This window comes from Rhodococcus sp. GA1, assembly GCF_024321955.1.
Classification (GTDB): domain Bacteria; phylum Actinomycetota; class Actinomycetes; order Mycobacteriales; family Mycobacteriaceae; genus Rhodococcus; species Rhodococcus pyridinivorans.
The window spans coordinates 2,574,643-2,594,327 of record NZ_CP097186.1 but is presented as its reverse complement, the minus strand read 5'-3'; the positions used below and the strand labels follow the sequence as shown (position 1 = coordinate 2,594,327).

Genomic DNA, 19,685 nt, shown 5'->3' with positions numbered 1-19,685 from the left:
GCGAGGCTACCCGGCCGGAGCGTATTCGAACGCGCCCTGGGGACTACCGCCCTGCGCGCCCTGGAATCCGCCTCCCTGCGCGCCCGGGATCGCGGGGCTCTCGAGTCCCGGGATGCGGTTCTGCGGAGGCGATCCACCCTCGTCGGAGTCGTCGCCGGTACCACCGCCGGTTCCGCCGCCGGTATCCTCGCTCTCCTCCTCCTGACCACCGTTGCCGGGACGGGAGGGCGCGTTCTGGGTGGTCGTCTGCGGGGCGACACCCGGAACGGGGATGGTGACGCCGGGGAAGATCTCCACGTTCTGCGTGGTGATCTCCGGAACCTCGGGAAGACTCGGCACGACACGCGAGGTGGTGGTCTGCTCACGGGTGGCCGGAGCTGTCGTCGACGCGGTCCACGCCGGCACGCCGGAGACACCGGCGATCGGTTCCGGCTTCGGGAACGACTCGACCTCGGTGCCTTCGAGAGCGCCGTCCATCGTGTCCTTCCAGATGTCCGACGGGATACCCGAGCCGTAGATCATGCCGCCCCAGCTGTTTTCGAGGGGCAGGCCCTCCTCGGTGCCGACCCACACCGCGGTCGACAGCGACGGGGTGTAACCGACCATCCACGCGTCCTTGTTGGAGCCGGTGTCGCCGAGCTGAGCGGTACCGGTCTTCGACGCGGACGGACGGCCGCCGGCCAGGGCGTGGCCGTTCGAGTACGCGGCGATCGGGGTCATCGCGGAAGTGGTGTTGTCGGCCACCGCCGCGTCGACGACCTGCTCACCGGCAGGGGTGCCACGGTCGAGGAGCACCTCGCCGTCGGACGTCACGACCTTCTGCACGAAGTACGGCTCGTGATGACGGCCGGACGCCGCGAGCGTGGCGTACGCCGAGGCCATGTCGAGCACGCGCGACTGGTACTGGCCCAGCACGATGCCGTAGTTGGGGCCGACGCCCTCCGGCTCGGTGAGTGTCTCACCGATGCCCGGCAGTTCCTTCGCGACACCCAGCTTGTGCGCCATGTCGGCGATGGCCTGCGGGCCGTTGTCCATCTCGAGCATCATCCGGTAGAAGCTCGTGTTCAGCGACCGCTTGAGCGCTTCGGCGATGGTGCACTGCCCGCACGACTCGCCCTCGACGTTGCCGATCTTGATGCCGTTGACCGTCAGCGGACCGCTGTCGTAGGTCTGCGACAACGGCACGCCCTGGTCGAGGTTGGCGGCCAGGCCGAACACCTTGAACGACGACCCCGTCTGCAGACCGGACTGGGCGAAGTCGTAACCGACACCGCTCTCCCCGCCGTAGTAGGCGCGGATCGCCCCGGACCGGGGATCGACCGACACCACCGCGGTACGCAACTCCTCGGGTTCGCCCTCGAGATTGCTCTGCGCCGCCTCGACCGCCGACTGCTGGGCCTGGGGGTCGATCGTCGTGGTGATCTGGAGACCGGCCGTATTGAGGAGGTTCTCGTCGATGCCCTCGCGGGACAACTCGGCGAGCACCTGGTTCTTGATCAGACCTTCGGGGCCGGACGACTGGTCGCCGTTGTCGAGCTCAGCGATCGGCACGTAGGCCGGGTACTTCATACCCGACCGTTCGGCGGCATCGAGCGTGCCGGCGGCGACCATGCCGTCGAGCACGTAGTTCCAGCGCGCCTCCGCACCCTCGGGGTTCTGCTCGGGATCGAGCAGCGACGGCAACTGGATCGACGACGCGAGCACGGCGCCCTCCTCGACGGTGAGCTCACCGACGGGCTTGCCGAAGTACGCGTTCGACGCCGCTGCGATGCCGTAGGCACCGCGACCGAAGTAGATGGTGTTGAGGTAGGCCGCGAGGATGTCGTCCTTGGCCCACTGGTTCGCCATCTTCGTCGACAGCACCAGCTCCTTGAGCTTTCGCGTCAACGTCCGCTCGGAACCGACGACGGCGACCTTCACGTACTGCTGGGTGATGGTCGAACCACCACCGGCGCTGTCGCGGCCGAGCACGTTGTCGCGGGCGGCACGCGCGAAGCCGGTGACCGAGAAGCCGGGATTGCTGTAGAAATCGCGGTCCTCGGCGGCGAGCACGGCGTTGCGGACGTGCACGGGGATCGCGTCGAGTTCGACCTCGGTGCGGTTGCCCTCCGGTGGGATCACCTTCGTGATGACACCCTGGCCGTCGGAGTTGAAGATGGTCGCGGCCTGGTTCGTCTGCAGCTCACCGGGGCGCGGCACGTCCTGGACGATGTACGCCAGCATGAACATGAGGATCGGGACGAGGATGCCGGCGGCGACCACGCCGTAACCGATCCGGCGGATCGTGCGCCAGCGGTTGCTCTTGCCGTCGCCCTTTCCACCCCCGGCGCCGCCACCCGAACCGCCACCGGGCGGAACCGTGGGAGGTCCGCCTGCGGGCGGGCCACCGGCAACGCGCGTCGTGGGTGCATCGTCCGCAGCACTCGCACTCTTTGCAGCACTCGCACCGACTGCAGCGCTCGCCGCGGAGACCCGCTGCGTCGGGGCATCCGCTCCGGGACGCTGTACACCTGCCGCGTCCGCTCCGGGACGCTGCGCACCTGCCGCGTCCGCTCCGGGACGCTGCGCACCTGCCGCGTCCGCTCCGGGACGCTGCGCACCTGCCGCGTCCGCTCCGGGACGCATGGCGACGGTCGGGTCGGCCTGCGGCGTGCGCTGGACGGGAGGCACCGCGCCGGGCGGCAACGTGCCGGGACGCGGCGGCATCGACTGGTTGGGGTTACGCGGCTGGTTGGCGCCCGGGGCGGGCACCGGTCCGCGCGGTGGGTACGGCTGTCCCGGTCGGCCCTGCTGGGGGCCCGGTCCCTGCCCCTGACCGGGAGCCGGAGGACGCTGTCCCTGGCCGGGGGACTGAGGGCGCTGTCCCTGGACGGGGGCTTGAGGACGCTGTCCCTGACCGGGAGCCTGGGGCGGGTACGGCGGCCGGCCGCCGGGGCGCGGCGGTTGCTGACCTGCGGGACCACCGGGCTGTCCGCCCGGTCGACCCGGCTGGCCCTGTGCTCCCGGCTGGCCCTGCGGGCGCGGTTGCGGCGGCAACGGACGACCCTGCACCGGGCCCTGGGCAGGGCGCTGCTGTCCCGGAGCGGGCTGTCCCGGACCCGGCTGTCCCTGACCGGCACCGGCAGGAGGACCGGGACGTTGCTGCCCGGGTTGCGGTCCGGCGGGACCGCTGCGCTGGGGCGGGACGGCCTTGTTGTCCTCGGGTTCGTTGTCGGGGGAACTCACGTACTCATCTCCAACTGTTCTCGCGACGCATCACGCCGCGGCCTCGACACTGCTCCACGAAGAGCCGATCGGCGATGCCGACGGACGGCAGTCGATCGACGATGTGCGCAGCGGACGACGCGACGATCAGGTCGTGCGGGTCGGACCCAGGAGCGAACTCCACGAGAAAGCGTACGGGCACGTTGCCGGTACCCCTTCACTCGCTGGCGGTACGACGGCTCGATCCCGTCGACCGGCGACGCGGGCTCTCGGGTGCTGGTTGCGATCCCAGGACGTACGACTGCACCAGGTGATTCCAGCTGCAGGTGCGGCACACCTCGACCACGTGAACCGAGAATTCCTCCTGGCTGGCGGCCAGACGCACCAACTCTTCGGGGGTGCGCGCCGACCCGGACACCGGACCGAGTTTGTCGCCGAAGACCCACGAGACAAGAGTCAACTGCTCCTTACGGCAGATGGGGCACATCACATCGCTGCCCCGGCCGTGAAATTTCGCCGCCCGCAGCAGATAGGGGCTCGCGTCGCAGACCTCGCTGACTCCGCGTCGCCCCGAGTAGACCTCTGCGAGCAGCGAGCGCCGCTGCAACGCGTAGTCCACCACCTGCCGCTGAATTCGCACGGCTTCCAGAGTACGTGCGGGCGATGCGGCGAGGGGCGGGGAGTGGCCCACCGGACATCGAAGACGGGTGGTCGAGGTGGCACCGACGCATGTCCGATCGGGTCCGGCGAAGGGTGCCCGCCCGCAACCGGACGTGACACGAACCGTATGGGGCGTATCGTCGTATATATCGGCGCGATATAGTTCCGTGTCGTATCAATCGGTTGGTTCGAACGGAAACAGGAGGTGACCCGTGCTGGAACTGGCGATACTCGGGCTCCTCCTCGAATCGCCCATGCACGGCTACGAGCTGCGCAAGCGTCTGACCGGGCTCCTCGGAGCCTTCCGCGCCTTCTCCTACGGGTCGCTCTATCCGACTCTGCGGAGAATGCAGGCGGACGGCCTCATCGAAGAGGATCCGGGAATTCCCGGTCCCGTGAAACGACGTGCCCGCCGCGTCTATCAGCTCACCCCGAAGGGTCGAGAACGCTTCACCGAGCTGGTCGCCGACACGGGACCGCAGAACTACACCGATGACGGATTCGGCGTGCACCTCGCCTTCTTCGGTCGCACTCCCGCCGAAGCGCGGATGCGAATTCTCGAAGGCAGGCGCCGCCAGGTCGAGGAGCGCAGAGAAGCGCTCCGCGATGCGATCGGACGGGCCAGCGGCACACTCGATCGTTACACCCGTCAGCTCCATCAGCTCGGCCTCGAGTCCAGCGAGCGCGAGGTGCGCTGGCTCAACGAACTCATCGCCGCCGAGCAGTCGTCAGCAGCACGCAACAAAGAAGGAGAACCCGACCATGGGTGAGAACAGCACCGCGGTGCGCGTGGCCATTGTGGGCGTGGGGAACTGTGCCTCTTCCCTGGTCCAGGGCGTCGAGTACTACAAGGATGCGGACGCCGAGACCACCGTCCCCGGCCTGATGCACGTCGAATTCGGTCCCTACCACGTGCGCGACGTCCAGTTCGTCGCCGCGTTCGACGTGGATGCCAAGAAGGTCGGCTTCGACCTGTCCGAGGCGATCCTCGCGAGCGAGAACAACACCATCAAGATCGCCGATGTGCCGCCGCTCGGCGTGCCCGTGCAGCGCGGCCACACGCTCGACGGCATCGGCAAGTACTACGCCGAGACCATCGAGCTGTCCGACACCGAGCCCGTCGACGTGGTTCAGGCGCTCAAGGACGCCCAGGTCGACGTTCTCGTCTCCTACCTCCCCGTGGGTTCCGAAGAGGCCGACAAGTTCTACGCGCAGTGCGCCATCGACGCGGGCGTCGCCTTCGTCAACGCTCTCCCCGTGTTCATCGCCTCCGACCCCGAGTGGGCGCAGAAGTTCACCGACGCCGGTGTCCCGATCGTCGGCGACGACATCAAATCGCAGGTCGGCGCCACCATCACCCACCGCGTGATGGCAAAGCTGTTCGAGGACCGCGGTGTCGTGCTCGACCGCACGTACCAGCTCAACGTCGGCGGCAACATGGACTTCAAGAACATGCTCGAGCGCGAGCGTCTGGAGTCGAAGAAGGTCTCCAAGACCCAGGCCGTCACGTCGAACCTCAACGGCCCCCTCGCCGGCAAGGTCCACGACCGCGACGTGCACATCGGCCCCTCCGACTACGTGCAGTGGCTCGACGACCGCAAGTGGGCATACGTCCGCCTGGAGGGTCGCGCCTTCGGTGACGCCCCGCTGAACCTCGAGTACAAGCTCGAGGTCTGGGACTCCCCCAACTCGGCCGGCATCATCATCGACGCCATCCGCGCGGCGAAGATCGCCAAGGACCGCGGCATCGGCGGCCCGATCCTCCCGGCTTCGGCATACCTGATGAAGTCCCCGCCGGTCCAGATGGCCGACGATTCCGCTCGTGCCCAGCTCGAGGCGTTCATCATCGGAGCCGACGCGTAAGTCGTTCTCCGGCAGTATTTCCGGCGAAGGCCGCATCCCTCACGTGGGATGCGGCCTTCGCCGTTGCCGCTGTGGGTTCCGGACCCGCCTACGCCATCTTCCGGATCACCGACAGCGGCAGCACCTTCATCGCGTAGCCGAGCGGAATCCACGGCCAGCCCGGCACGTACGCCTTGGCCGGTTCCTTCTCGATCGCAGCCGCCAGTGCGCGACAACCTGTTTCGGTGTCGACGATGAACGGGACCTTCTTCACCTTCTCGTTGATCTCCGACCGGATGTATCCCGGGAAGATCGTGCTCACCGAGATGTCGGTGTCGGCGAGGTCGGCCCGCATCCCCTCACCGAGCGAGGCGACGGCGGCCTTCGACGCGGCGTAGGTCGTCAGGTTGCGCGGCATGCCCCGCACCGCGCTCATGGACGAGATGAGGACGACGTGCCCGCGCCCACGGGGCCGCATGAGCTCGAGGGCCGCTTCGCTCTGCGCCAGTGCACCGAGGAAGTTGGTGTTCGCCGTCTGGGCGTTCGCGCGGAAGTAGCCGGTACCGAGCGGTTGTCCCTTGCCGAGGCCGGCGTTGACGATCACCCGGTCGAGACCACCGAGCTCCTCGTCGAACTCGCGGAAGACGGTGAACACGTCGTCGTGCTTGTTCACATCGAGAGCGCGCACGCTCACGGTGATGCCCGGGTACGCGGCGAGCAGTTCGTCCCGCAGCTCCTCGAGCCGTTCGACGCGCCGAGCGGCGAGCGCGAGATTCCTTCCTCGCGCGGCGAATTCACGCGCCATTCCGGCACCGAGGCCGGAACTCGCACCGGTGATGAGGATGTTCCGTCGCTGCGGGCGGCTCATCGGCTCTCCTTCTCGTATCGATCGATCAATGCACTGCAACGGGATTCGAGATAGCCGACCACGATCCAGAAGTCCTTGAAGGCAGGATTGGAGGTGTGGCCGTGGTGATAGCGGTAGTAGATCTGCTGGGCGATCACGGCGAGGCGGAACAGTCCGAACACCTCGTAGAATCCCCAACCGTCCACCGGCAGTCCGGTTCGCTCGGAATAGTATTCGACGATCTCCTGACGAGTGAGCATGCCGGGGAGATCGGACGGCTGTCGCTTCGTCAGGAGCAGCATGTCGTCGTCGTCCGCCTGGACCCAGTAGGCGAGCGACGAGCCGAGGTCCATCAGGGGGTCGCCGATGGTGGCCAGCTCCCAGTCGAGGACCGCGACCGGATTCAGCGGATCGTTCTCGTCGAGGACGATGTTGTCGAGCCGGAAGTCGCCGTGGATCACGGTCTGCGCGACGTCCTGCGGCTGCCGAGCCGCCAACCACTCGGTGACACGGGCGAAGTCGGGGACGTTGTCGGTGCGGGCCTTGGCGTAGCGCGACGTCCAGCCCGCGACCTGCCGTGCGACGTAACCGGATCCGCGACCCAGTTCGGACAGTCCTGCGGACTCCGGATCGATGCCGTGCAGTTCGACGAGCAGGTCGACGATGCGCAGGCACAGGGTGCGGGTATCCGCTTCGGAGAGGTCGAGTTGCGTGGGCGGATTCGTCCGCAGGATGGTGCCGGGAACGCGGTCCATGACGTAGAAGTCGCTGCCGAGCACGTTGTGATCGGTGCACAGGCCGATCATGGTGGGCACGTAGGGGTAGACCGGTGCGAGCATCGACTGGATGCGGTACTCACGTGCCATGTCGTGCCCGGACGACGGCTTCGCCCCGGCCGGCGGCCGGCGCAGCACGAGATCGCGATCCGGATAGCGCAGCAGGTAGGTCAGGTTGGATGCGCCGCCGGAGAACTGGCGGACCTCCGGCACTCCGGTGATGCCGGCGTGCTCGGCGAGCCAGGCCGCGACCGCGTCGACGTCGAAGGCGTCTTCCTCGCGAACGGTGCGGGCGTTGTCGGGAAGTGTGGTCATCGTCGAAATCTCCCTCTCACGCGTACTTGCCGAGTTCGAACCGGGCGACGAGCCCCTGGTGCACCTCGTCGGGTCCGTCGGCGAGACGCAGTGCTCGCGCCGCCGTCCACGCACCGGCGAGGGGGAAGTCGTCGGAAAGCCCGCCACCACCGTGGATCTGGATGGCGAAGTCGACGATCTGCTGGGTGACGCGCGGTGCGACGACCTTGATCTCCGAGACCGCCGAGCGCGCTCCGGCGAGTCCCTGCGTGTCGAGCAGCCAGGCCGCGTGCAGGACGAGCAGCCGCAGTTGGTTGATCGCGATACGGGCGTCGGCGATGCGTTCGCGGTTTCCACCGAGGTTGATGATCGGCTTGCCGAAGGCGGTGCGCTCGAGGCCGCGGCGACACGCGAGTTCGAGGGTGTGCTCGGCCAGCCCGACGAGGCGCATGCAGTGGTGGATGCGGCCGGGACCGAGCCGGCCCTGGGCGATCTCGAATCCTCGTCCGGGACCGGCGATGACGGCATCGAGCGGCAGTCGCACGTCGGTGAACGACACCTCGCCGTGGCCGCCGGGCTCGTCGAAGAAGCCCATCGTCGGGAGCATGCGTTCGACCTTCACGCCGGGGGTGTCGAAGGGCACGAGGACCATCGAATGTCGCTGGTACTTGTGGGCTTCCGGATCGGTCAGGCCCATGAAGATGAGCACCTTGCAGTCGGGATGGCCGACGCCGGTGCTCCACCACTTACGGCCGTTGAGCACGATCTCGTCGCCCTCGACCACGGCGGTCGCGGCCATGTTCGTCGCGTCCGACGACGCGACCTCGGGTTCGGTCATGCAGAAGGCCGAACGGATCTCACCGTCGAGGAGCGGGCGCAGCCACTGTTCCTTCTGCGCCTCGCTGCCGTAGTGGTAGAGGACCTCCATGTTGCCGGTGTCGGGGGCGTCGCAGTTGAACACCGCGGAGGCGAACTGCGAGCGGCCCATCTCCTCGGCGAGCGGGGCGTATTCGATGTTCGACAGTCCGGCACCGAGTTCGGCGTCGGGCAGGAAGAGGTTCCACAGGCCCTCGGCGCGGGCCTTGCGCTGCAGCTCGCGGAATTCGGGGGAGACGGCCCACCTCTCGGCGGCGTCGATGTCGCGTCGTCCCTCGCCCGGGGTGCGTCGCTCGGCCCGCAGTCGCTGTTCGACGGGCGTGACCTCGGCGACGATGAACGCTCGGAGGCGTTCGAGATAGTCGCGACTGCGCTCGGACTGTGCGAAATCCATCGGGTGCCTTCCGTCGAGTTCGACCGGGAATCTGCCCGGTCGGGCGGTCGTAACTGAGCGATGCTCAGTTAGGCTATCGGTATGAGCACCCCGCGACAAGAGGCGTCCAAAGGACGGCGTCGCCTGCCACCCGAGGAACGTCGCCGGCAACTCGTGGCGATCGGGCTGCAGGAGCTGTCGACGCGCCCGATCCACGCCCTGTCGATCGACCGCGTCGCCGAGATCGCCGGCATCTCCCGCGGCCTGCTGTTCCGCTACTTCCCCACGAAGCAGGACTTCTACGTCGCCGTCGTCGGCGCCGCATCACGCCGGTTGCTCCGCGCGGCGGATCCCGATCCGGACGAGCAGGATCCCCTCCGGGCGGTGCTGCACCCGTTCGTGTCGTTCATCGACCGCCACGGCGACAACTACCAGACGTTCTTCCACAGCGGCGTCGGCTCCGACCCTCAGATCCGCGACATCCACGACTCGATGCGCGACACCATGGTCGAGCGGGTCGTCGCGGCGCTGGGCTGCGATGACACCCCCGTCACCCGCATGCGGCTGCGGGCGTGGTGGGCGTTCGTGGAGTCGCTGGCCATCGACCGGTTCCGCGAAGGCACACCGAGCGTCGACGAGGTCGTCGACTGTTCGGCCGCGCTGCTGCCGACAGTGCTGGCCGGGCCGTAGACCCGAACCACCTCCCCTCGATGGGCGGAGTGCGGATCTACAAGCCGGGGATCTGGATCGTCACGCCGGGGAACACCTCGATCTGCGAAGGCACGGGGACAGGCAGATCGACCGGGGGCGCGGGAATCGTGATCGGCGGCAGGTTCGACAGGTCGGGCAGCTGGAAGGTCGGCGCCGGGGGAGCGGTGGTGGCCTCGATGCCGGCGTCCTTCGGGACACCCGCCTGACCACCGATCGGCGCCGGCCACGGGAAGCTCTCGACTGGCGTGCCTTCGAGGGCGCCGTCCATCGTTCTCTTCCAGATGTCCGACGGCAGTCCGGAACCGTAGATCGACCCGCCCCAGCTGTTGGTGATCGCCCCGGCGTCGGGGGTGCCCATCCACACGGCCGTCGACAGCGACGGCGTGTACCCGACCATCCAGGCGTCCTTGTTCAACCCGGTGTCGCCGAGCTGCGTGGTGCCGGTCTTCGACGCCGACGGCCGGCCACCGGCGAGCGCGTGTCCGCGCGAGTATGCGGCGATCGGCATCATGGCCTGGGTTGCGTTGTCGGCGACCGCGGCGTCGAAGCGCTGCTCGCCGGGTGACGGCGGACGATCGAGGAGCACGACACCGTCGGCCGTGACGACCTTCTGCACGAAGTACGGCTCGTGGAAGACACCGGACGCGGCGATCGTCGCGTAGGCGGAGGCCATGTCGATGACCCGTGCCTGGTACTGGCCGAGGACGATGCCGCCCTCCGGCGGACCGCCGTTCTCGCTCAGCGTCTGCCCCTCGACCCCGGGGATCGTCAGCGGGATCCCCGCCGCATGCGCGGCGTCGGCGATCTTCTGCGGGCCGTTCGACATGGACATCATGAGCCGGTAGAAGCTCGTGTTCAGCGACCGCTTGAGCGCCTCGGCGATCGTGCAACGTCCGCACGACTCACCCTCGACGTTGCCGATGCGGATATTGCCCACCGTGAGCGGGGAGCTGTCGAAACGCGCGTTGAGGCCGATCCCGTCGTCGAGCGCGGCGAGCAGGCCGAACACCTTGAACGCCGAACCCGTCTGGACGGGGGCCTGTGCGAAGTCGAAACCGGCACCGTCCTCACCGCCGTAGTAGGCGCGCACGGCACCGGATCGGGGATCGATCGAGACCACGGCGGTGCGCAGTTCCCCGGGTTCGCCGGACAGCGTGGACCGAGCGGCGTCGATCGCCGCCTGCTGGGCCTTCAGGTCGATGGTGGTAGTGATGCGCAGACCTTCGGTGTTGAGGGCCTGTTCGCTGATCCCCGCCGCGGACAGCTCACGCAGCACCTGGGTACGGATGTGACCTTCCGGTCCGGTCGCCTCGGTGGCCAGCACGAGGGTGTCCGACGGCACCGTCGGGGGGAACACCTGGTCCGGCCGCTCGGCCGGGTCGAGGACCTTCATCTCGACCATGCCGTCGAGCACGTAGTTCCAGCGCTCCTCGATGGCAGGCAGGTTGTACTCGGGGTCGAGCGACGACGGTGTTTGGATCACCCCGGCCAGGACAGCGCCCTCGGAGACCGACAGTTCCTCGACAGGCTTGCCGAAGTACGCCTGGGACGCCGCGCCGATGCCGTAGGCGCCACGACCGAAGTAGATGGTGTTGAGGTACGCCTCGAGGATCTCGTCCTTCGACCACTGCCGCGCCATCTTGGTGGAGATGACGAGTTCGCGCATCTTGCGTTCGAGCGTGCGATCGGAGCCGACGAGCACGTTCTTGACGTACTGCTGCGTGATCGTGGAACCGCCGCCGGCGGTGTCCTTGCCCATGACGTTGTCGCGGGCTGCGCGTGCGAAACCGGTGATCGAGAAGCCCGGGTTGCTGTAGAAGTTGCGGTCCTCCGCCGACAGCACGGCGTTGCGGACGTGCTCGGGGATCTGCGCGATCCCGACCTCGACACGGTTGCCCTCCGGCGGGACCACCCGGGTGATCTCGGTGGCGTCGTCGGATGCGTAGACCCGCGCGAGCTGGTTCGTCTTCATGTCCGCCGGGGTCGGCACCTCCGCCGAGTAGTAGGCGGTGGCGAAGATCCCGAGCGGGACGAGCACGGCGAGAACGAACGCGACGAGTACGGCGTAGCGAACGATGCGTCCCCTGCGCTTCTTCGCTGCGGCCGCGGCGGCGCGCGAGGATGTCGACCTTGTCGGGCTCGTCACTCGTTCCACTTTCTCGGTACCGGAAATCCGGACGGGAGGGTCTCCCGCCCACCGTATGGTACGGAAACGACGACGAGACGCCTCCGGAACACCGGTACGGTGCTCCTTCTCACGTCACGGCGGGGCCATCGTCACGACAGGGTCAGCCCGATCGGCGCCACGCGCGGAACGCGAACCCCCACATCACGACGAATGTAAGCAGCACGAGGGACGGCACGATGCCGGGTTGCGGCGACGTCAGCTCGGCGACCGCGGAGATCACGGCCATCACCGTGAACACCGTGAGCAGGCCGAGCAGCATCTCGAGTCGGTTCCGGCGCGGAACCTTCCTCACGACTTGACGCCACCCGCGGTCAGACCCGAGATGATGCGTCGCTGGAAGAGCAGCACCATCACCACGAGCGGCACCATGACGAGCGTGCCGCCGGCCATGATCGACGCGTACGGGGTGACGTACGGGTCGGTGCCGGTGAACCGTGCCATCGCCACCGTCACCGGGGCCGTGCTCTCGCTCGACAGCTGCGACATCAGCAGGTACTCGTTGACGGTCGCGATGAAGGCGAGGATCGCCGTGGTGAACAGCGCAGGTGCCGCGAGCGGCAGCATGACCAGGCGGAACGCCTGCCCGCGCGTCGCGCCGTCCATGCGGGCGGCCTCCTCGAGCTCCCACGGCAGTTCGGAGAAGAACGAGGTGAGCGTGTAGACGGTCAGCGGCAGCACGAACGAGATGTTCGGGATGATCAGCGCCTGGTACTTGCCGATCCAGCCGATGTCGGTGAACAGCTGGAACAGCGGCGTCACGAGCGCGACGACCGGAAACATCGACGCGCCGAGGATGATGCCGGTGACGAAGTACTTACCGCGGAACTCGAAGCGCGACAGGGCGTAGGCGGTGAACACGCCGAGCAGCAGCGCGACCGCCGTGGTGGCGCCGGCGATGATGACGCTGTTGAGCAGCGCCCGCGAGAAGTTGACCTTGGCGTCGGGGTCGAGCGCGTCGGCGAAGTTCTGCAGTGTCGGGTTCGACGGCCACAGGGTCGTGCTGAACGTCTCCGACGGGTCGCGCAGGGCCGTGACGATCATCCAGTAGCAGGGGGCCAGGCCCCACACGACGATCAGCGCGACACCCAGATAGGTGCCGACGGTGCTCATCCTGCGCTTGAACGGCACCTTGCGGGTCTGCACCGGCGTGGGCTCCGGCTCCGGCCGGCTCCGGGGAATCTCGGTGGTGACGGTCATACGACCTCCCCCTTACGCTGCTTCTCCTGCGTACTCACCGCGTTGGCGCCGAGGAACCGCACCAGCACGAAGGCGACGGCGAAGATGAGCAGGAAGGTGATCGTCGACAGGGCGGACGCGGAGTTCGAACCCTGACGCATCTGGTCGACGACGAGCACCGAGATCGTGGACGTCGCCGGATTGGACCCCATCATGATCGCGGGCAGGTCGTACATGCGCAGCGCGTCCATGGTGCGGAACAGGATCGCCACCATGAGGGCGGGCTTGACCAGCGGCAGCGTGATCATCTTGAACCGCTGCCAGGCGTTCGCGCCGTCGACCTTCGCGGCCTCGTAGACGTCCTGCGGGATCATCTGCAGGCCGGCGAGGATGAGCAGCGCCATGAACGGTGCCGTCTTCCACACGTCGGCGACGATGATCGCGAAGCGCGCGGGCCACGGATCGGCGGTCCACAGGTAGTCGGTGCCGAGCAGTTTGTTGGCGGCACCGTCGTTGGCGAAGATGAAGAACCACAGCTTGGCGGTGACGGCGGTGGGGATCGCCCACGGCACCAGCACCGAGGCGCGCAGCAGGCCGCGACCCCGGAACGACTTGGCCATCACGATCGCCATCGCGAAACCGATCACCGTCTCGAGCGAGACCGTGACGACGGTGAAGAAGAAGGTGTTGAAGATCGACTGCCAGAACTGGGAGCCGAGGGTGCCCGGAGGGCACGGGATCGAACCGGTGGCGGTGTTGCAGGTCTGGGTGATCCAGCGCGTGTAGTTCTCGATCCCCACGAAACCGCCGGTGACGAATCGGCCCGTCTCGGGGTCGAGTCGCTTCGAGTCACCGTGCAGCGACATCCACACCGCTCGTCCGAGCGGGTACAGGATGATCACGGCCAGGACGAGCATCGACGGTGCGACGAACATCCATACCGGGACCTTGCGCCGCGTCTCCACCGCCGCGGCGGGAGGCGCGGGCACGCGGTGACGTCCGCCGACACGTCCGCGGTCGGGACCGGGGACGGTCCCGACCGCGGGGGCGTGTGGCGGATCCGCGGGATTGTCGACCTGCGGGTCAGCCATGTACTGCTCCTAGAGCATCAGTTGCCGGCGGTCTCGATGCCGGCCTTGGTGTCGTCCAGCGCCTGCTGGACGGTCTTCTCGCCACGGATCGCAGCGTAGGCGTTGTCGGAGATCGCCTTCGACACGGCCGAGTAGTACGGCGACGCCGGACGCGGCTTGGCGGCCTCGAGGACCTCCTTCAGCGTCGAGAAGTAGGGGTACTGCTCGAGGATGGAGGCGTCGTCGTAGACCTCGGCGAGAACCGGGGCGCCGCCCGCTTCCGCGTAGTACATCTGCGACTGGCGGGTCTGCATGAACTCGAGGAAGTCACGCGCGGTGGCGGGAGCATCCGAGAACGCGCTGATGCCGACGTTGTAGCCGCCGAGCGTCGAGACGCCGGGGCCGTCGATGCCGGGCAGGACGGCGATGCCGTAGTTGCCGGCGACCGACGAGGTCTCACCGTCGGTGTAGAAGCCGGGCCACGTGCGCAGGAACAGTGCCTCGCCGTTGCCGAAGGCGGTCTGCGACTCGCCCTCGGTGTAGGTCTGCGCGGCGGCCGGGATGATGCCGTCCTCGAAGTTGTCGACGATGAACTGCAGGCCCTCGGCCGTCTTGTCGTCGATGGCCGGGGTCAGGCCGTCCTCGGCGACGAAGGAGCCACCGAAGGCGTTGACGATCTCGGTGACGTTGACCGTCAGGCCTTCGTAGTTCTTGAACTGACCGATGTAGCAGGCGATACCCGCCTCCTCGGCCTTCGGGCACTCGGCCTTCAGGTCGTCCCAGGTCGCGGGCGCCTCGTCGACGAGGTCGGTGCGGTAGTAGAGGAACGCGCCGTTCGTGTTCTTCGGGGCGGCGTACAGGGTGCCGTTGTAGGTGCCCGACTCGACGGTCGCGGGCAGCACGCCCCCGGTGTCGATCTCCAGGTCGCCCTCGAGGGGGAGCAGCCAGCCGTTCGCGGCGAACTCCGCGGTGTTGGTGACGTCGACGGCGATGAGGTCGTACTCGTCGCTCTTGGCCTGCATGCGCTGAGCGATGTCGTCGTACTGGTCGTTGGCCTCCTTGGCCAGCGGCTTGAACGTCACCTGCTCGTCGGGATGCTCGGCGTTCCAGTCGGCGATGATGCTCTCGAGCGCCGCGTTCAGGGGATCCTGCCCCTCGACGATCGTGATGGGGCCGCGGCCCTCACCGGAAGCAGCGGTATCCTCGCCGCCGGTCGAGGTGTCGTCGCCACCGTTGTCCGACGAGCAGCCCGCGAGAACGAGCGCGGTCGCGGCCGTAGCGGCGATCGCAGCCCTCCGCATCGCCTTCGTATTCAGAACCATCAACAACTCCCCATTTCGAGGTCGTAGAACACACGTCGGTGACCCAGCTGCACCGACACCGGCCACTACTGTGGCACGCAGCACCGGTAAAAGTCGGCATTCCGCCCATCCTGAATCGGTCGAGTGTCGACTCCGCAGACCGATCCCGGAGCGGTGATCAGCCGATCCGCTTCCCGTCGGACGTTCCGAAGACGTGCACGTGCTCGGGGTCGAAGCGCAGGTACAGCCGGTCGCCCTTCTGCGGAGGGTTGCGCCAGTCGCTGCGGGCGACGATCTGCTGGCCGATCCCGCCGACGTCGGCCCGGCCGTAGACGTAGGCCTCCGAGCCGAGCTCCTCGACCACGTCGACATCCATGGCCAGACCCTCGTTCGAGATCTCGAGGTGTTCGGGCCGGATCCCGAGCACGACCTCCTTCTCGGTGACCTGGCCGACCACGTCGCGCGGCACCGGTACGTGGGTGTCGCCGATCATCGCGCCGCGGTCGAAGACCGGGAGGCGGAAGAGGTTCATCGCGGGCGAGCCCATGAAGCCGGCGACGAAGACGTTCGCGGGCCGGTTGTAGAGCACACGCGGCGATGCGCACTGCTGCAGGATGCCCTTCTCGAGCACCGCGACGCGGTCGCCCATCGTCATGGCCTCGACCTGGTCGTGGGTGACGTAGACGGTGGTGGTGCCGAGGCGGCGCTGCAGCTGTGCGATCTGCGTGCGGGTCTGCACGCGGAGTTTGGCGTCGAGGTTCGACAGCGGCTCGTCCATGAGGAAGACCTGCGGCTGGCGGACGATGGCGCGCCCCATCGCGACGCGCTGACGCTGACCGCCGGACAGCGCCTTGGGTTTGCGGTCGAGGAACTGCTCGAGGTCGAGCATCTTCGCGACCTCGACGACCCGTTCGCGGATCTCGTTCTTGGGTGTCTTGGCCAGTTTCAGCGCGAAGCCCATGTTCTCCGCGACCGACATGTGCGGGTAGAGGGCGTAGTTCTGGAACACCATCGCGATGTCGCGTTCCTTCGGATCCTGCCCGGTGACGTCCTGGTCACCGATGAGGATGCGCCCGCTGTGCACCTCCTCGAGGCCGGCGAGCATGCGCAGCGAGGTCGACTTGCCGCAGCCCGACGGCCCGACCAGGACGAGGAATTCGCCGTCCTCGATCTCGAGGTCGAGCGCGTCGACCGCGGGCGTAGTCGAGCCGGGGAACAGGCACGTGGCCTTGTCGAAGGTCACCGACGCCATCTCGCAGATCCTTTCCGAAGCGGAACACGCTCGTGCGGTAGGGGAATCTACCGTGCGTCGCTCGATCGGTTCTCGACCGGCGTGACGTCGTCGTCGTTCCAGACCTGGATCCCCCGGACGCCCGGGACGTCACCGGCGTGGAAGACCGGATCACGGCCCTGCTTGCGCTGCGCGCTGTAGTGGTGGAACAGGGCGTAGGCGACACCCGACAGCGGGATCAGGGCGATGAGGTTGACGATGGCCATGACTCCCATGGCGAGGTCGGCCAGGGCCCACACCAGCGGCAGCGATCCGATGGCCCCGAGGAAGACGCACAGCACGACCGCCGACCGGAGGTAGGGCAGGATGCGGCGCGATCCGGTGAGGAACTCCATGTTGGATTCGCTGTAGTAGTAATTGCCGATCATCGAGGTGAACGCGAGGAAGAAGATCAGCACGGCGAGGAAGTGCACCGTCCAGTCGCCGAGCTGCAGCGCGAGCGCATTCTGCGTCAGGGCGGCGCCCTCGAGACCGCCGCCGAACTCGGGCTCCGACAGCAGGATGATGAAGGCCGTGATCGAACAGACCAGCAGGGTGTCGAAGTAGACGCCGAGGCTCTGGACCAGGCCCTGCTTGACCGGGTGGGAGACGGCGGCGGCGGCACCGGCGTTGGGGGCGGAGCCCATACCGGCCTCGTTCGAGAAGAGCCCTCGTCGGATGCCGTTCATGAAGGCGGCGCCGAAACCACCACCGACGATCTCCTCGAGACCGAAGGCGTTCTCGACGATGAGCCGGAAGACGGTCGGGACCTCACCGATGTTGAGGATCACGACGATGATGCCGATGACCAGGTAGACGAACGCCAGGACCGGCACGACGACCTGGGAGACGCCGGAGATGCGGCGGATCCCACCGAAGATCACCACGCCGACGAGGAGGGCGACGACCAGGCCCACGATCACCTGGAGGGCCGTGGTCTTCTCCCCGATGGAACCCGACACCGCATCGACGACCGAGTTGGTCTGCACCGCGTTGAACACGAAACCGTAGGTGATGGTGATGATGACCGCGAAGATCATGCCCATCCAGCGTTTCCGCAGCCCGTACTGCATGTAGTAGGCGGGGCCGCCGCGGAAGGTGCCGTCCTCGTCGCGCACCTTGTACAGCTGGGCGAGAGTGGACTCGAGGAAGGCGGTCGCCGCACCGATCAGGGCCATGGCCCACATCCAGAACACCGCTCCGGGACCACCGAGGCTGATCGCGATCGCGACACCGGCGACGTTGCCCGTTCCCACGCGGGAGGCGGCCGAGACGGAGAAGGCCCGGAATGCGGACAGGCCCGGTTCCCCGTTGGGTAGTTTCTCGGGTTTCTCCACGACGGAGCGCAGCATGTCGGGCAGGAGCCGGATCTGGATGAACCGGGACCGGAACGTGTAGTACAGACCCGAACCGATGAGCAGTGCGATCACCGCATACCAGAACGTGTCGTTGATATCGGTGACGAAATCGACCGCAGTGTCCACCTGCACGATCTTGGTGGGTCGCGGGTGGTTTCGCAGGAACTTCGTGCGTGTTCCCGGTCTCGTGGGCGGAGTCGGTGCCAAGCTCTACGCTCGCTGGGTGAGTTCGGACAAGATGTTGAGTCGTATCGGCGGGTTGCTCCGCCAGGCGGAGTCCACCGACAACCCTCACGAGGCCGACGCCTTCCTCGCCGCGGCGCAGCGGCTCGCGACGTCCTCCTCGATCGATCTGGCGGTCGCGCGCAGTCACACGGCGGCGAAGGAACGCCGCGCGACTCCCGTGCAGCGACTGATCACCATCGGCGAGACGGGCAAGAAGGGACTGCGCACCTACGCCCAGTTGTTCATCGCGATCGCCGGGGCCAACGACGTGCAGTGCGACATCACCGCGAACTCCACCGTCATCTACGCCTACGGCTTCGCCGACGACATCGACGTGTGCGAGGCGCTGTACTCCTCCCTGCTCGTGCAGATGGTGCGGGCGTCCGACGCATATCTGCGCGAGGGCACCTACCGGAACGAGACCACGGTGCGCACCGTCGTCGAGGAACGCGGTGGCCGCCGTGTGCGCACACGCGTGCGCAAGCCCGTTGCCGCGGTGACGGCCCGGCTGAACTTCCAGTCGGCGTTTGCCGCCCGCATCGGCGCCCGGCTGGCCGAGGCGAAGCAAGAGATCGAACGCGAGGTGGAAACATCCGCGCCCGGTACGGCGTTGGTGTTGCGTGGGAAGAGTCTGGAACTGCAGGACTTCTACCGCAGTACGTCGCAGGCACGGGGCAGTTGGCGGGGAAACCGGGCCCCGTCGGCGCGCTCGGCCGATGCCCGGCGCGCGGGCGACCGCGCCGGACGCGCGGCCCGGCTGGGAACGGCACCCGAACTGCCGTCGGCTCCGAGGAGGCTGGAACGGTGACCAAGGTGCGCGACACCCGCAGAACCGCTGTGTACGAAGCGGAGTCCATCGTACGGAAGATGCTCGACCGCGCCGACGAGCGCGGTCTGCGGACCGTCGAGGTCGCCGGTTCCCACGTCACGCTCCCGGTGGAGAGACGGTTCGCCTCCATCGCCTCGGTCCAGGACTACATCGACGCCGTGCTCGCCCTCGACTGGGTACGCACCCGGTGGGAGCGCGCCGCCGTGCCGGTGCGCGTGCGGGCCCGTGCGGGCAACGCGGCCGCACACTACGAACGCGACTGCGCGACGATCGCTCTTCCCGAACACCGGGTGAACACCGCGTGGGCGTTCCGCGAGATGGTGGTGTTGCACGAACTCGCGCACCATCTCGATCCGCAGGATCCAGACGACGCCACCGAGGGGGCCCACGGGCCGGCCTTCGTCGACCGCTTCCTCGCACTCGTCGGCGAAATAATCGGTCCAGAAGCAGCATTCGCTTTGCAGGCGACAGGGATCGCCACCCCGGTGCATCCGCGGCGATAGCCTCCGGTTTCCGGAATCCTTACCGGCTCGAGAACCTTTCTTCGGCATGCCCGCGGACGGCCGGTCGAGATCTGTAGCAAGCATCGTATCCTGCTGCACGACATACTGATTGGTACTTTTCGAGCCCGTCGTTCACTCCGGAATCCGCATGCCTACGAAGCACGCGAATCAAGGCCTCGAGT

The 19,685-nt window shown here is 67.6% G+C and carries 18 protein-coding genes; 5 read left to right on the top strand and 13 right to left on the bottom strand.

The window, feature by feature from the left end; translation table 11 throughout:
* Positions 1-6: 6 nt before the first annotated feature.
* The 3 genes from M3330_RS12190 to M3330_RS12180 form a co-directional block, all read right to left on the bottom strand.
* Complete coding sequence (locus tag M3330_RS12190; RefSeq protein ID WP_255028900.1) at positions 7-2,706, bottom strand: transglycosylase domain-containing protein; 2,700 nt, start codon at positions 2,704-2,706, stop codon at positions 7-9.
* Between the two features lie 523 nt (positions 2,707-3,229).
* Entirely contained in the window at positions 3,230-3,406 is a 177-nt protein-coding gene (locus M3330_RS12185) for a hypothetical protein (RefSeq protein ID WP_153811623.1), read from the bottom strand.
* 15 nt (positions 3,407-3,421) lie between these two features.
* Entirely contained in the window at positions 3,422-3,823 is a 402-nt protein-coding gene (locus M3330_RS12180; RefSeq protein WP_082921003.1) for a DUF5318 family protein, read from the bottom strand.
* A gap of 253 nt (positions 3,824-4,076) precedes the next feature.
* Here M3330_RS12180 and M3330_RS12175 point away from each other — a divergent pair, with 253 nt between their 5' ends.
* A complete protein-coding gene (locus M3330_RS12175) occupies positions 4,077-4,634 on the top strand; it encodes a PadR family transcriptional regulator (protein ID WP_006550821.1) in 558 nt (185 codons plus the stop codon).
* Positions 4,627-5,727, top strand: a complete 1,101-nt coding sequence (locus tag M3330_RS12170) for an inositol-3-phosphate synthase (RefSeq protein ID WP_006550822.1) — start codon at positions 4,627-4,629, stop codon at positions 5,725-5,727. Before M3330_RS12175 ends, M3330_RS12170 begins: the two co-directional genes overlap by 8 nt.
* A gap of 88 nt (positions 5,728-5,815) precedes the next feature.
* Here the strand turns inward: M3330_RS12170 and M3330_RS12165 are convergent, their stop codons facing one another.
* The 3 genes from M3330_RS12165 to M3330_RS12155 are packed head-to-tail and all read right to left on the bottom strand — an operon-like array spanning position 5,816 to position 8,893.
* Positions 5,816-6,574, bottom strand: coding sequence for an SDR family oxidoreductase (locus M3330_RS12165; protein ID WP_006550823.1), 759 nt, complete (start codon positions 6,572-6,574; stop codon positions 5,816-5,818).
* Positions 6,571-7,644 carry a phosphotransferase family protein gene (locus tag M3330_RS12160; RefSeq protein ID WP_064060737.1) on the bottom strand — a complete coding sequence of 358 codons (1,074 nt, stop codon included), beginning with the start codon at positions 7,642-7,644 and terminating at the stop codon, positions 6,571-6,573. Before M3330_RS12160 ends, M3330_RS12165 begins: the two co-directional genes overlap by 4 nt.
* A gap of 16 nt (positions 7,645-7,660) precedes the next feature.
* Positions 7,661-8,893 (bottom strand): acyl-CoA dehydrogenase family protein, encoded by a 1,233-nt coding sequence (locus tag M3330_RS12155; RefSeq protein ID WP_006550825.1) that lies wholly within the window; start codon positions 8,891-8,893, stop codon positions 7,661-7,663.
* Positions 8,894-8,974: 81 nt separating this feature from the next.
* Here M3330_RS12155 and M3330_RS12150 point away from each other — a divergent pair, with 81 nt between their 5' ends.
* Complete coding sequence (locus M3330_RS12150; RefSeq protein ID WP_024102478.1) at positions 8,975-9,562, top strand: TetR/AcrR family transcriptional regulator; 588 nt, start codon at positions 8,975-8,977, stop codon at positions 9,560-9,562.
* Positions 9,563-9,599: 37 nt separating this feature from the next.
* Here the strand turns inward: M3330_RS12150 and M3330_RS12145 are convergent, their stop codons facing one another.
* The 7 genes from M3330_RS12145 to M3330_RS12115 form a co-directional block, all read right to left on the bottom strand.
* Positions 9,600-11,729: a transglycosylase domain-containing protein gene (locus M3330_RS12145; protein ID WP_064256083.1), complete on the bottom strand. Its 2,130-nt coding sequence runs from the start codon at positions 11,727-11,729 to the stop codon at positions 9,600-9,602.
* Positions 11,730-11,871: 142 nt separating this feature from the next.
* On the bottom strand, positions 11,872-12,063 hold the full coding sequence (locus M3330_RS12140; RefSeq protein ID WP_064256082.1) for a hypothetical protein: 192 nt from the start codon (positions 12,061-12,063) through the stop codon (positions 11,872-11,874).
* The gene (locus M3330_RS12135) at positions 12,060-12,881 is read right to left on the bottom strand and encodes a carbohydrate ABC transporter permease (RefSeq protein WP_033098494.1); all 822 of its coding nucleotides are present in this window, start codon (positions 12,879-12,881) and stop codon (positions 12,060-12,062) included. The genes M3330_RS12140 and M3330_RS12135 overlap by 4 nt, the downstream gene beginning before the upstream one ends.
* A gap of 83 nt (positions 12,882-12,964) precedes the next feature.
* On the bottom strand, positions 12,965-14,038 hold the full coding sequence (locus M3330_RS12130) for a carbohydrate ABC transporter permease (RefSeq protein WP_255024886.1): 1,074 nt from the start codon (positions 14,036-14,038) through the stop codon (positions 12,965-12,967).
* Positions 14,039-14,055: 17 nt separating this feature from the next.
* Complete coding sequence (locus M3330_RS12125) at positions 14,056-15,339, bottom strand: ABC transporter substrate-binding protein (RefSeq protein WP_255024885.1); 1,284 nt, start codon at positions 15,337-15,339, stop codon at positions 14,056-14,058.
* 157 nt (positions 15,340-15,496) lie between these two features.
* Positions 15,497-16,570, bottom strand: coding sequence for an ABC transporter ATP-binding protein (locus tag M3330_RS12120; RefSeq protein WP_255024884.1), 1,074 nt, complete (start codon positions 16,568-16,570; stop codon positions 15,497-15,499).
* Positions 16,571-16,617: 47 nt separating this feature from the next.
* Entirely contained in the window at positions 16,618-18,072 is a 1,455-nt protein-coding gene (locus M3330_RS12115; protein WP_255024883.1) for a sodium:alanine symporter family protein, read from the bottom strand.
* Between the two features lie 97 nt (positions 18,073-18,169).
* Between M3330_RS12115 and M3330_RS12110 the strand changes: the two genes are divergently transcribed.
* Both M3330_RS12110 and M3330_RS12105 read left to right on the top strand, forming a co-directional pair.
* A complete protein-coding gene (locus M3330_RS12110; RefSeq protein WP_033098495.1) occupies positions 18,170-18,979 on the top strand; it encodes a DUF2786 domain-containing protein in 810 nt (269 codons plus the stop codon).
* Complete coding sequence (locus M3330_RS12105; protein ID WP_019290529.1) at positions 18,976-19,503, top strand: TIGR04338 family metallohydrolase; 528 nt, start codon at positions 18,976-18,978, stop codon at positions 19,501-19,503. The genes M3330_RS12110 and M3330_RS12105 overlap by 4 nt, the downstream gene beginning before the upstream one ends.
* Positions 19,504-19,685: the final 182 nt, after the last annotated feature.

Bases quoted from the DNA above. Each gene is read 5' to 3' on its own strand.
- M3330_RS12155 (WP_006550825.1), bottom strand. From the start codon at position 8,893: ATGGATTTCGCACAGTCCGAGCGCAGTCGCGACTATCTCGAACGCCTC.
- M3330_RS12160 (WP_064060737.1), bottom strand. From the start codon at position 7,644: ATGACCACACTTCCCGACAACGCCCGCACCGTTCGCGAGGAAGACGCC.
- M3330_RS12135 (WP_033098494.1), bottom strand. From the start codon at position 12,881: ATGAGCACCGTCGGCACCTATCTGGGTGTCGCGCTGATCGTCGTGTGG.
- M3330_RS12150 (WP_024102478.1), top strand. From the start codon at position 8,975: ATGAGCACCCCGCGACAAGAGGCGTCCAAAGGACGGCGTCGCCTGCCA.
- M3330_RS12190 (WP_255028900.1), bottom strand. From the start codon at position 2,706: ATGCCGCCGCGTCCCGGCACGTTGCCGCCCGGCGCGGTGCCTCCCGTC.
- M3330_RS12130 (WP_255024886.1), bottom strand. From the start codon at position 14,038: ATGGCTGACCCGCAGGTCGACAATCCCGCGGATCCGCCACACGCCCCC.
- M3330_RS12125 (WP_255024885.1), bottom strand. From the start codon at position 15,339: ATGGTTCTGAATACGAAGGCGATGCGGAGGGCTGCGATCGCCGCTACG.
- M3330_RS12170 (WP_006550822.1), top strand. From the start codon at position 4,627: ATGGGTGAGAACAGCACCGCGGTGCGCGTGGCCATTGTGGGCGTGGGG.
- M3330_RS12120 (WP_255024884.1), bottom strand. From the start codon at position 16,570: ATGGCGTCGGTGACCTTCGACAAGGCCACGTGCCTGTTCCCCGGCTCG.
- M3330_RS12165 (WP_006550823.1), bottom strand. From the start codon at position 6,574: ATGAGCCGCCCGCAGCGACGGAACATCCTCATCACCGGTGCGAGTTCC.